The sequence below is a fragment of the Methylobacterium sp. P3_A11 genome (assembly GCF_056403155.1).
In genome coordinates, this window is record NZ_JBFUGA010000001.1 from 72533 (window position 1) to 84675 (window position 12143).

Consider the following 12143-nt stretch of genomic DNA (forward strand, 5'->3'; position numbering starts at 1 on the left):
ATCCCGATAAACGTCCCGGCGCGGTGTACCGGTCGTTCAGGGGCGGTGCTAAGTCTCGGGAAAGATTGGTCGGAGTGGCAGGATTTGAACCTGCGACCCCCACGTCCCGAACGTGGTGCGCTACCAGACTGCGCTACACTCCGAAGGCTGGGCGGCATGTCTGCCAAGCCCGGCGAGCGGGTGTATAGCCGCGCCTTTCCCCCACCGCAAGCGCGGTGTTGAGCCTTTCAGCGGAGTTGATCGGGCCAGTCATCGGGAAGCCTCCGCAGAGCGATCGCCGCCTCGGCGGATCGGACCGCCACCGTGGCGGCATGGTCGGCGCCGCAGTCGACATCCGCCAAGCTCCAGGAACCGTCCAGCGTCTGGGGATCGCCTCCCGGCATCCGCAGCAGGCGCGGGCGTGCCGGTGGAACGCTGACGCTAAAGCGATCGAGGGGGAGCGACAGCCCGCTGCCGAGCGCCTTCACCACGGCTTCCTTGCGAGTCCACAAACCGAAGAAGACCCGTTCGACGGCGCTCCGCGGCGTGTCAGCCAGCGCGGAGACCTCATCGGCGGAAAAATGCGCCCGTGCGATCCGCAGTGCGTCCGGCATCGTTCGCACGGCCTCGACGTCGACGCCGATGGGCCTCCCTTGCGCGAGCCCGATCAGCGCCCGCGCTCCCGAATGCGACAGGTTGAAGGTGACACCGCCCCGCGCCGCCCCCGCGAGATCCGGCTTACCGGCGGGTCCCGTGTCGAATTGCAATCCCGCCGGCGCAAGACCGAGGGCTTCACCGAGAATGAGACGGAGCGCCGCGTGGCTGGCGACGAACCGCGCCCGATCCGCCGATCTCACAAAGCGGTCGGCACGCCTGCATTCGGCACTGTCGAGGAGGGTCGAACACCGGTCGAGCCTACCGGGTGAGAGGTCGAGGTCGACGATCCAGACCTGAGCCGCGCTCATGCGACACCTCGCGAGGACGAGAAGCCGGGTCTAACCTCGGGCAGGTGGTGCGGCACGCGAGCGGATCCGATCGGAACGGCATGGGTAGCATCGAGGTTCGGCGCACTGGCGGCAAGGATTGCGCGGCTTGACGACACCGAATGCCGAGAGTCTGCGCATCGGCGTCTCCGGCAGGCTCAGTCTCGCCACGCGGCCTGCCCGTTACGCCGTCTTCTTCGCCACGTATGTCTATCAAGGTCTCATCGCAGGGTTTTCGCTGACCGCGCTGGCGAACCACCTGGCCGCACGGGGCGCCTCGTCGGCTGAGGTCGGGTTTCATTTCGCCCTGGCGGGACTGCCCTGGACTCTGCAGCCCCTGATCTGGGGGCCGTGGGTGGACCGATCCCGCGACACGCGGATGGGTCGGCGCCGACCCTTCGCGGTGGCGGCGCTCCTCGGCTGTCACCTGATGCTCGCGCTGCTCCTGGTCGTCGGACCCGGCGAGATCGGGATGCTGGGGTTGATCTTCCTGCTCCACAGCCTGTTCGCGGCGCTCCTCGACACGGTCTGCGATCGTATGATCATGGATCACGTCCCGGCCCATGAACTCGGCCGGGTCAGTGCGTGCACCCGAGCCGGCTTCGTCTCCGGCACCAGCCTCAGCGCGGCACTCTTCGGCTGGACGCTCGCGACCTACGGATTCGGCGCGAGCGTGCGCTGGCTGCTCGTCGCAGCAGCGATCGCGGGTCTGCCGATGCTGCTGATCCGCGAGGCCCCGGCGGATGCCCTCCTGTCCTTCCGCCGCCGCGGTCCGGACACGCGACGCATCCCTCTCGGGCGCTTCCTGCGACGGCTCGTCATCGCCCTGCGGCGACCGGGAGCGCTGCGGCTGCTTGTCCTGTGCTTCACGCTGGACGGGGCGCTCGGCCTGTTCGAATTGCCCTTCTCAATCGACCTCCTCCAGCGCCAGGGCTGGGAGTCCGCAGACCTGTCGCGCCTCCAAGCCATTCTGACGCTGGCAAGCGGTACGGTCGGCGCCGTCGCGGTCGGCCKCTGGTCGGACCGCGACGGCGCCGTCTCGCCCCTGCGCGCCCTTCTCCTGTGGAGCGGCGTCGCCTTCGCTCTGGCGGGAGGGCTGATCGGCGCGGACTGGGTCGGAGCCGCGGGGCCGGTGATCCTGGCGCTGACCAGCGTGCTGCCCGGCCTGCTCATCGTGGCCCTGATGCCAGCCCTGCTCCAGGCGAGCGGCGGCCGCGCCGGCGCGGCCACGCAGTTCGAGGTGTACATGGCCGCCATGAATCTCGGCTCGGTCGCAGGCACCGCGATCGCCGGCTGGCTCGCTCCGGTGCTGCCGCTTCACGGAATCGCGGTCCTTGTCGCCGCAGTGTTCGTCGCCGCCTTCAGGGTGGCCGGACGCGGCGATCTGCTCAGCGGAAGGGCTGAGGTAAGCGGGGACTGCGCGCTACCGCCTGCTCCCGCGCGGCCCCCGATGCGCTAGAACCCCCGCATGGCCGCCACGAAATCCGACCCGTTCGAACTCGACCTCAGCGCCGAGCAAGCGCGTAGCGAGCACGCGCGCGTGTCGGAGGCGATCCTGGAAGCCGACCGGCTCTACTATCAGGAGGACGCCCCCGAGATCTCGGATGCGGAATACGACCGCCTCCGTCGCCGACTGGAGGATCTCGAAACCCGCTTCCCCGACCTCGCCGGAACCGTCGCGGCCAGCACCGCGGTCGGAGCCAAGCCTTCGGAAAAATTCGCGAAGGTGCGGCACGCCGTGCCGATGCTCTCGCTCGGCAACGCCTTCGACGACGCCGAGGTGGCCGAGTTCGTCGCCCGCGTGCGCCGCTTCCTCGGCTGGCCGGAGGATGCGGCACTGGCCTTCACGGCCGAACCGAAGATCGACGGCCTGTCCCTGTCGCTGCGCTACGTCAACGGACGGCTCGACACCGCCGCCACCCGCGGCGACGGCGAGGTCGGCGAGAACGTCACCGCCAACGCCCGTACCGTGCAGGACATCCCCGCGAGGCTCGCGGGCTCAGGATGGCCGGAGATCTGCGAGGTGCGCGGCGAGGTCTACCTGTCGCACGCCGATTTCGCCGCCATCAACGCCCGGCAGGACGCGGCCGGCAAGCCGGTCTTCGCGAACCCGCGCAACGCGGCCGCGGGCAGCCTGCGCCAGCTCGATCCCGCGATCACGGCGTCCCGGCCGCTGAAGTTCTTCGCCTATGCCTGGGGTGAGCTGTCGGCGTCGATCGCGGAGACCCAGACCGGCGTCCTCCAGCGCTTCGCCTCCTGGGGCCTTCCGGTGAACCCGCGCACCGAGACCTTCACCGACACGGAGGCGATGCTCTCCCATTACCGCCGGATCGAGGCCGACCGGGCCGGGCTCGGCTACGACATCGACGGTGTCGTCTACAAGGTCGATGATCTCGGGTTGCAGAAGCGGCTCGGCTTCGTCTCGCGCTCGCCCCGCTGGGCGCTCGCCCACAAGTTCGCCGCCCAGGAGGCGACGACGATCTTGGAGGACATCGTCATCAATGTCGGCCGCACCGGCTCGCTGAACCCGCTCGCCAAGCTGCGGCCGGTGACGGTCGGCGGCGTGGTGGTGTCCAACGCGACCCTGCACAACGAGGGCTACGTGAAGGGCGTCAGTGCCGATGGCGAGTTCATTCGTGAGCCCATATCCGAGAGGATCAGCGCCGATGGTGAGCCGGTCCGCAAACCCCGCGACATCCGCGTCGGCGATACGGTCACGGTGGTCCGAGCCGGCGACGTCATCCCCAAGGTCATGGATGTCGACCTGTCGAAGCGGCCGGTCAACTCGAAGCCCTACGCGTTCCCCGAGACATGCCCGGCCTGCGGTAGCCGCGCCGTGCGCGCCGTCAACCCGCGCACCGGACGCCCCGACGCGGTGCGCCGCTGTACCGGCGGCCTGATCTGTCCGGCACAGGGCGTGGAGCGGCTCAAGCACTTCGTGTCGCGCAACGGCTTCGACATCGAGGGTTTCGGCGAGACCTACATCGAAGTCCTGTTCGAGGCCGGTCTCGTGCACCAGCCCGCCGATCTGTTCCGCCTCGACTTCGACCGTCTGAAAACCGCCGTCGTGGCGCGACGCGAGGCACTGTCGGCCGAGCGGCGTGCGGAATCCGGAGCGTCGGAGCCTTCCAGGAAGACGGCCAAGAAGAAGGGCGAGGAGGACGACAAGGCGATCAAGAATTTGCTCGCCGGCGTCGAGGCGCGCCGCACCGTGCCGATGAATCGGCTGCTCTTCGCCCTCGGTATCCCGCAGATCGGCGAGGCCACCGCCAAGGCGCTGGCGAAGCGCTTTCCCGACATGCCGGCGCTCGTCGCGGCCGTCCGGGAGGCTTCCGCCGTGCAGCCGGGTTCCGACTGGATCGAGCTGACCGCCGTTCCGCGGGTTGGCGGCACCACCCGGGATCGCCTGCTCGATCTCGGCTTCCCGGCAGACGAGGCGACGCCGCCCAAGGAACGCGCGCGGCTCAGCGGGATCCAGCGCGAGAACCTGCTCGCCCATTATGGCGATGCCGATGCCGTGCGCGCCGCGATCGCGCGGGCCGCCGGACAACGGCCCGGAGATGCCTACCGGATCTTCTCCGACGACGGGGAGATCGGCCCAGTGGCGACCGACGCCCTGATCCTGTTCTTTTCCGAACCGCATAACGCCGACGCCGTCGCCGCGCTGCTCGACGAGGTCACGGTCGAGCCGATGGAGCAGGCTGCGGCCTCTTCGGCCTTCGCGGGCAAGACGGTCGTCTTCACTGGGTCCCTCGAGAAGATGACGCGCAACGAGGCGAAGGCGGTGGCCGAGCGCCTCGGCGCCAAGGTTTCGGGATCCGTCTCGGCCAAGACGGATCTCGTCGTGGCCGGTCCGGGAGCGGGCTCGAAGTTGAAGGACGCGGAGAAGCACGGCGTCCGTGTCGTGTCGGAGGACGACTGGCTCGGGATGGTGGCGCAGGGTTGAAGCCCGAGTCCCGGCGGCTTAGACCTGCGGGAGAACGCCCCGAGAACTCACACCCGGCAGGGTTGATCCGCGATGACGGTCCTGGCCCTCGACTTCGAGACGGCCAACGAGCGGCGTGACAGCGCCTGCGCGGTCGGTCTCGCCTGGATCGCGGACGGGCGTGTGGTGCGACGGGAGAGCCACCTGATCCGTCCGCCCGAGATGCGCTTCGCGCCGGGCAACATCCGGGTCCACGGCATCCTGCCGGCTGACGTCGCCGACAAGCCGGACTTTGCCGCCGTGATGACGCCCTATCTCGGCGATCTGACGCGCGGGCTCATCCTGGCGCACAACGCGAGCTTCGATATCGGCGTCCTGCGCGCCGGCTTGGCGCGGGCCGGCGTTCCGGTGCCGGATCTCGCGTATCTCTGCACGGTCCAGGTGGCGCGCCGGGTCTTCCCGGCGCCCGAGGGCTGTGGACTCGGCAAGGTCGCTCGGCGCCTCGGCATCCGCTTCGAGCATCACGATGCCGGCGAGGACGCCTATGCCTGCGCGGAGATCGCCCTCGCCGCGATGCGCGAGCGGGCCGCCGTGGACGTGCACGGGCTCGCCGCCTCGATCGGCCTGCCGATCACGCGGGCGACCGGCGGCCCGGCAAGGCCCCGCCCTGCGCCGGGGGCGATCAGCGGGCGGGCGATGGCCGCCGTCCCGGCCGCACCCACGGCCCTGCGCTTCGCCGTGCGCGGATCGACCGGGAACCGGTATCACGTCAGCCTGGAGGAACAGGCGGGCGGCCCGCAGCTGCGCTGCACCTGTACGGCCGGTCGCTTCGCGATGCGCTGCCGCCACGTGAAGGCCTTGGAGGTCGGCGACATCACCGACCTGCTGTCGGACAACGCCGGCGACGTCGTACTCCTCGCCCGCATGCTCGGCCGCACGACACGAGTCGCGGGCGCGGCCTGACACGGGTCAGGGCGTATCGAGAAGGGCGCCAAAGACCGCCACGGCCTGGACGACGTCCGCCTCCGTGATGTGCCGGTGCGTGACCAGACGCAGGCGCGACGCGCCGAGCGGCCGGGTGCGGATCCCGGCCGCTTCGAGATCGGCAACCCAGTGGGTGCTGTCGCGCCCGCTTCCTCCGAGATCGACCTGCACGATGTTCGTCTGCGGACGGTTCGCCGACAGGCGCGGCCGCAACGCGTTCAGCCCGTCACTCAGTTGCCGCGCCCGCGCGTGATCCTCCCCGAGTCGAGCCCCCATGACGGTGATCGCCTCGAGCCCGGCTGCCGCCACCACCCCGACCTGCCGTTGGGTTCCGCCGATCATCTTGCGCAGGCGTCGCGCCGCTGCAATGACCGGCCCGCTGCCGGCGAGCACCGCGCCGACCGGGGCGCTGAGGCCCTTCGACAAACAGAGCGATACCGTGTCGACATGGGCGGCGAGATCGGCAGGTGGGGCGCCGAGATGCGTCGCCGCGTTGAACAGGCGCGCGCCGTCGAGATGGACCGGAATGCCGTGTGCGCGGGCGAGGCCGGCCACCGCCTCCATATGGGCCGGCGAAAGGACCGTGCCCCCGGCGGCGTTGTGGGACGTCTCCAGCCCGATCATGGCCGTCCGGAGGGGGCTCGCCCCCGGATGAAGGGCGTCCTTGAGCCGGTCGAGGTCCATGGCGCCGTCGGTGCCGGCGATGCCGAGAAGGAACGTCCCGGTCAGGGTGCCGGCTCCGCGCTCGGTGTTGACCATGTGGGCCTGGGCTTCGAGTAGGATCTGCTCGCTGCGCTGGACCTGGGCCAGGATCGCCAGAAGGTTGCCCATCGTGCAGCTCGGCACGAACAGGCCGGACTCCTTGCCGAGGATCGCCGCGGCGGTCTCTTCCAGCTCTCGCGCGGTCGGGTCGGCATCGAGTCCGTCATCGCCGAGCGGCGCGGAGCGCATGCGCGCGTACATGGCCTCGGTCGGGCGCGTGACCGTGTCGCTGCGCAGGTCGACGGCAGCCGGTGCTCCGCTGTTTCCAGTCAGATCGTTTCGCATCGCGATCCCAACAGCTCACCCCCTTGCTCAGACGCCGTCACCGCGTTCCTGCGCCTGCGCCCGAGGTCCTTGTCGACGCACCGCTCCAACCTTCGCTGAGGCTTTCGTTCGAAGCGCGGCGCTAGCGGTAGGCGGCCTCGTCGCCGGAATCAGTGGGATTGGCCAGGGCGCGCTTCAGGACGGCGCTCATCGGCAATTCGAGATTGATGCCCTTGGGCGGGATCGGCTGCTCGAAGTAGCGGCTGTACAGCCGCGCGACGGTCCCGTCCTGGATCAGCTCGACCACCGCCTTGTCGACAGCGGCCTTGAAGTCCCCATCGTCCTTCGGCTCGAGGATGCCGTAGGGGGCGAACTCCAGTCCCCTGGTGCCGATCTTGTAGTCCCCAGGCCGCTTGGCTCCCGCGACCGTGGCATGTGCCAGGGCATCGTCGTTGATCGCCCCGGCGGCGCGACCCGTCTCGACGAGCAGGAACACCTCGGCGGTGTCCTTGGCGGGCATCACCTGAATGTCGAGCTTGTCGCGCACGTTGATCCGCGTGGCGACGCGCTGGGTCTCCCCGCCCGCCTGGGCCGAGATGGCCCTGCCGCGGAACGTGGCGATGTCCTCCACGTCGACCGGGGTGTCCTTCTTGGCGACCAGCACCACCTGGGCCACGAAGGTGGTGGGCGCGAACGACACCAGCTTGTGGCGCTCGGGCAGGTTGCTGGCGGTGCCGCATTCCAGATCGATGGTGCCGTTGTTGATCAGCGGGATCCGCGTCGCTGACATCACAGGCACATGCCGCACGTCGAGCTTGGACAGGCCGAGGGCGGATTTGAGCTTCTGAGCGACGTGCTCGCATATCTCCAGGGAATAACCCACCGGCTTGGCGTTTTGATCGAGAAACCCGAAGGGGGGTGACGCGTCCGGAAAGCCGAGGCTGATCTGGCCGCTCGTGCGGATCTTGTCGAGGCGCCCCTCCGCGGACGACGGCGCGGCGAGCGCGATCCAGCAGAGCGAAGCCATCAGAAGCGGTAGCGTCCTCGACACGATCCGTACCCCCTCGTAATGCCGGTATCGGCAATGTTCCGAGTCGCCGCGGCGTCGACTGGTCGGCTTGAAGCATCGCCGACCGATCCTAGGAGCGGCCGCGCGCTGGCGTCCAATGCCGATTCACTGGCCGAATATACGGATCTGATATGGCCGAGCGGCGCATGACCTTCCGGCACATCGAGGCGTTCCGGGCTGTGGTGGCCACGGGGTCGATGACCGAGGCGAGCCGGCGGCTCCACACCTCCCAGCCGCAGGTGAGTCGGCTGATCGCCCAGTTGGAGGCGATCACCGGCCTTCCGTTGTTCGACCGCAGCGGCGGCCGCGTCGTGCCGTCCCTCGACGGCACGCGCTTCCACGCAGAGGTCGAGCGGGCCTTCGTTGGGCTGGCGAGCCTCGAGGCGGCGGCTGCGCGGATCCGCGCCTTCGGTGCCGAACGGCTGCGGGTCGCCGCGATGCCCCGGCTGGCGGGCGGCCTTCTCGCGCGGGCGGTCGTTCGGTTCCGCGCCGAACATCCGGACGTGATCGTGGCGATCCATTCCGGCGACGACGAAACCGTGAACGCGTGGATCGACACGGGTTTCTGCGATGCCGCGCTGACGATGCTCTACGGCCAGGACCCTGACGCGCGTCTCGATCACGTCGAGACGCGGTCCTGCGTCGCCGTCTTGCCGCTGAACCATCCGCTCGCCGCGCAGGACACGCTGAGGCCGGAGAACTTTTCCGACGTGCCGTTCGTCGCCGCTTCGCTCGGGAGCGCCCTGCGGGAACGGACCGACGCGGTTTTCGAATCGGCCGGAATCGCATTGACGATCACGGCCGAAGCGGGGCTCGGCGCGTCGATCTGCACCCTCGTCTCGGCGGGGCTGGGAGTCAGCGTGATGAATCCGCTCGCCGCCCACGAGGAGGCGAAGGTGTCGCCAATCGCGATCCGGCCTTTCGCGCCCGCCCTACCGGTTCACTTCGCACTGCTGTTTCCGCCCGACCACGCCCGTGGACGCCTGATGCGGGCCTTCGGTGCCTGCGCGCGGGCGGTGCTGCTGGAGGAACTCGCAAACCTGCCGGACGCCGCCGATCGGCGCCCGGCGAGCCGACCTCAGGCGGCGCGCTTCCCGGCCTCACCGTAGAAGGTGCCGCCGCGCTCGGCCATGGCAGCCAAGTTGTCGGGCACCCGGAACCGGGGGCCGTGCCGGGACTCCAGGCCCCGCGCGAGGTCGACGAAGGCCGCCGCGCCCATGAAGTCGATGTAGGACAGCGCACCCCCGGTGAACGGCGCGAAGCCGAAGCCGAGGATCGAGCCGACATCCGCCTCGCGCGGATCTGTCACAACGCCCTCGCCGACGGTGCGGGCCGCCTCCAGCGCCTGCACCACCAGAAGCCGCTGCTTCAGCTCGCTGAAGTCGACGGAGTCGGGATCCAGGCGATGGGGCTGCAGAGCCGTCAGACCGGGCCAGAGCCGCTTGGGCGCGCCCTCCGGGTAGTCGTAGAAGCCCTTGCGGTTCTTCCGCCCGAGCCGGCCCTGCGTCTCGACCATCTCGGAGAGGATCGCCTTCTGCGCCGGATCGACGGCCCCCTGCCCCACCTGCGCCTCTGTGGCCTTGGCGATCTTGAGCACGAGGTCGAGGGCGACCTCGTCGTTGAGCGAGAGTGGGCCGACCGGCATGCCGGCCTGACGGCCGGCGCTCTCGATCATGGCCGGCGGGACACCCTCGGCCAGCATCTTGTGGCCTTCAAGGATGTAGGCGCCGACGCAGCGGTTGGCGAAGAAGCCGCGGGCGTCGTTCACGACGATCGGCGTCTTCTTGATCAGCCGCACGTAGTCGAGGGCGGTGGCCAGCGCCGCGTCGCCCGTCGCCTCGCCCTTGATGATCTCGACCAGCATCATCTTCTCCACCGGGGAGAAGAAGTGGATGCCGACGAACTGGGCCGGGCGCTGCGAACTCTTCGCCAGCCCGGTGATCGGCAGGGTCGAGGTGTTGGAGGCGAAGATCGCGTCGGGGCGGATCACCGCCTCGACCTTCCCGATCACCTCGGCCTTCACCTTCGGATCCTCGAACACCGCCTCGATCACGAGGTCGCATTCGGCGAGCGCGCCGTAATCGGACGTCGCCTGGATGCGCCCGAGCAGGGCATCGCGGTCGGCGGTCTTGGCGCGACCCTTGTTGATCTGGCCCGTGATCAGCGTGTGCGCGTAGGCCTTGCCCTTCTCGGCGGCCTCCACCGACTGATCGACCAGCACCACCTCGATGCCGGCCTGCGCGGTGACGTAGGCGACGCCTGCGCCCATGAAGCCGGCGCCGATCACGCCGACCTTGCTCAGGCGGGTGGCCGGCACGTCCTTCGGGCGGCGCGCGCCCTTGTTCAGCTCGCCCATGGAGATGAACAGCGTGCGGATCATCGCCGCCGCCTCGGTCGAGCGCAGGATATGGGCGAAGTATCGGCTCTCGACCCGCAGGGCGAGGTCCATCGGCAGTTGCAGGCCCTCATACACGGAGGCCAGGATCGCCTTGGCGGCCGGGTAATTGTCGTGGGTTTCGCGCCGGTAGATGGCGTTGGCCGGGGGCCAGATCATCATGCCGGCCGGCGAGTAGACCTTGCCCGAAGGCGCCTTGAACTTCGGCACGTCCCACGGCGCCACCGCGGACCCGCCCTCGCGGATCCAGGCCTTGGCGCGCTCGACGATCTCGGCCTGCGGCACCACGGCGTGGATCAGCCCCATGCCCTTGGCCATCGGCGCGCGGATCTGCTCGCCCTTGAACAGCATCTGGAGGGCGTCCCCGGTCTGCATCAACCGGGCGACCCGCTGGGTGCCGCCGCCGCCCGGGAACAACCCGACCTTGATCTCCGGAAGCCCGACACGGGTCTTCCCGTCGTCGGAGGCGACCCGGTAATGGCACGCGAGCGCCAACTCGAACGCGCCGCCCAGGCACAGCCCCTGGATCGCCGCCGCGAAGGGCTTGCCGCAGGTCTCGAGCCGCCGGAACAGCAGCGACAGGCGCCGGGATGCCTCGAAGAAGTGGCGCATGGCCACCGCCTCGCCCTGCTCGGCCTTGAGCTGCTCGTAGGCCAGGCCGAGCCCCTGGAGCATGGTGAGGTCGGCGCCGCCGGAGAAGTTGTCCTTGCCGGTGGCGATCACGCAGCCCTTGATGGCGGCATCGGAGGCGACCTGCTCGATGATCGCCTCGAGCTGATCCATTACGCCCTCGGTAATCACGTTCATCGAGCGGCCCGGCATGTCCCAGGTCGCCACGGCAATGCCGTCAGGATCGGTCTCGAAGCGGAAATCGGTCAGCGTCATGGTGCCGTCCTCCCAAAATCGCGCCGACGTTTCACCGGCGTGCTTGCGTTAAGGTTGCGTTGAGCGTGAGAGCGCATGGTCCGCCGGTCGGGGGGCACCGGCGGAAGGCGCATATGACGAAGACCACCGCTTGCAGCGCCTGCCGCGACGGCACCGCGCTCGACTTCGACTTCACGATGGCCTTCCAGCCGATCCTCGATATCGGCACAGGGAGCGTCTGGGCCTATGAGGCCCTCGTGCGCGGGCTGAACGGCGAGCCGGCCTACACGATCCTGAATCAGGTCACCGACGAGACCCGCTATCAGTTCGACCAAGCCGCCCGCGTGAAGGCCATCGAACTTGCCGGGCGCCTTTTCCCCCGCGACAGCCTCACGCGGCTGTCCATCAATTTCATGCCCAACGCGGTCTACGAGCCGAACGCCTGCATCCGGGCGTCCCTGGAAGCCGCCCGTCGCGTGGACTTCGCGCATCGGCGCATCATGTTCGAATTCACAGAGCAGGAGCGGTTCCGGGACACGGAGCACGTCAAGGGCATCGTCGCGGCCTATCGGAAGCAGGGTTTCCTGACGGCGCTCGACGATTTCGGGGCCGGCTTCGCGGGACTGAGCCTGCTGGCCAATTTCCGTCCCGACCTGATCAAGATCGACATGGATCTCGTGCGCGGTATCGAAACCGATTCCGGGCGCTACGCCATCGTCTCGGGCGTCGTCGCCATTGCGCGGGCGCTCGATGTCACCGTGCTGGCCGAGGGCGTCGAGACCGCCGCGGAACTCGGTGCCCTGCGCGGGCTCGGGATCTCGCTCATGCAGGGCTACCACTTCGCGAAGCCCCTGCTGGAGGCGCTGCCCCCTGTGGCCGGCTTCGCCCCCATGGCGGCCGCGCGCGCCGCCTGAGGCC

General features: G+C 69.3%; 9 protein-coding genes and 1 tRNA gene. 5 read left to right on the forward strand and 5 right to left on the reverse strand.

The features are described 5' to 3' along the window. Nucleotides 1-66: 66 nt before the first annotated feature. Both AC1DXK_RS00405 and AC1DXK_RS00410 read right to left on the reverse strand, forming a co-directional pair. Nucleotides 67-143, reverse strand: a tRNA-Pro gene (locus AC1DXK_RS00405). Between the two features lie 84 nt (nucleotides 144-227). Beyond that, nucleotides 228-944, reverse strand: a complete 717-nt coding sequence (locus tag AC1DXK_RS00410) for a 4'-phosphopantetheinyl transferase family protein (protein WP_457104357.1) — start codon at nucleotides 942-944, stop codon at nucleotides 228-230. A 127-nt stretch (nucleotides 945-1071) separates the two neighbouring features. On the opposite strand from AC1DXK_RS00410, the gene AC1DXK_RS00415 reads away from it, so the two are divergent. From AC1DXK_RS00415 to AC1DXK_RS00425, 3 genes are all read left to right on the forward strand, one after another. Continuing rightward, the gene (locus AC1DXK_RS00415; protein WP_477296362.1) at nucleotides 1072-2421 is read left to right on the forward strand and encodes an MFS transporter; all 1350 of its coding nucleotides are present in this window, start codon (nucleotides 1072-1074) and stop codon (nucleotides 2419-2421) included. Between the two features lie 9 nt (nucleotides 2422-2430). Continuing rightward, nucleotides 2431-4908, forward strand: coding sequence for an NAD-dependent DNA ligase LigA (gene ligA / locus AC1DXK_RS00420; protein WP_457104359.1), 2478 nt, complete (start codon nucleotides 2431-2433; stop codon nucleotides 4906-4908). Between the two features lie 72 nt (nucleotides 4909-4980). After that, complete coding sequence (locus AC1DXK_RS00425; RefSeq protein ID WP_457104360.1) at nucleotides 4981-5850, forward strand: 3'-5' exonuclease; 870 nt, start codon at nucleotides 4981-4983, stop codon at nucleotides 5848-5850. A gap of 6 nt (nucleotides 5851-5856) precedes the next feature. On the opposite strand, the gene AC1DXK_RS00430 is transcribed toward AC1DXK_RS00425, so the two are convergent. Continuing rightward, nucleotides 5857-6918: a threonine aldolase family protein gene (locus AC1DXK_RS00430; RefSeq protein ID WP_457104361.1), complete on the reverse strand. Its 1062-nt coding sequence runs from the start codon at nucleotides 6916-6918 to the stop codon at nucleotides 5857-5859. A gap of 121 nt (nucleotides 6919-7039) precedes the next feature. After that, nucleotides 7040-7924 (reverse strand): amino acid ABC transporter substrate-binding protein, encoded by an 885-nt coding sequence (locus AC1DXK_RS00435; protein WP_457104362.1) that lies wholly within the window; start codon nucleotides 7922-7924, stop codon nucleotides 7040-7042. A 188-nt stretch (nucleotides 7925-8112) separates the two neighbouring features. Here AC1DXK_RS00435 and AC1DXK_RS00440 point away from each other — a divergent pair, with 188 nt between their 5' ends. After that, nucleotides 8113-9075 (forward strand): LysR substrate-binding domain-containing protein, encoded by a 963-nt coding sequence (locus AC1DXK_RS00440; protein WP_457104363.1) that lies wholly within the window; start codon nucleotides 8113-8115, stop codon nucleotides 9073-9075. Here the strand turns inward: AC1DXK_RS00440 and AC1DXK_RS00445 are convergent. Then, nucleotides 9045-11246, reverse strand: a complete 2202-nt coding sequence (locus AC1DXK_RS00445) for a 3-hydroxyacyl-CoA dehydrogenase NAD-binding domain-containing protein (protein ID WP_457104364.1) — start codon at nucleotides 11244-11246, stop codon at nucleotides 9045-9047. The two genes, AC1DXK_RS00440 and AC1DXK_RS00445, sit on opposite strands and share 31 nt — an antisense overlap. 113 nt (nucleotides 11247-11359) lie before the next feature. Here AC1DXK_RS00445 and AC1DXK_RS00450 point away from each other — a divergent pair, with 113 nt between their 5' ends. Beyond that, nucleotides 11360-12139 (forward strand): EAL domain-containing protein, encoded by a 780-nt coding sequence (locus AC1DXK_RS00450; RefSeq protein ID WP_457104365.1) that lies wholly within the window; start codon nucleotides 11360-11362, stop codon nucleotides 12137-12139. The last annotated feature ends 4 nt before the right edge of the window (nucleotides 12140-12143 follow it).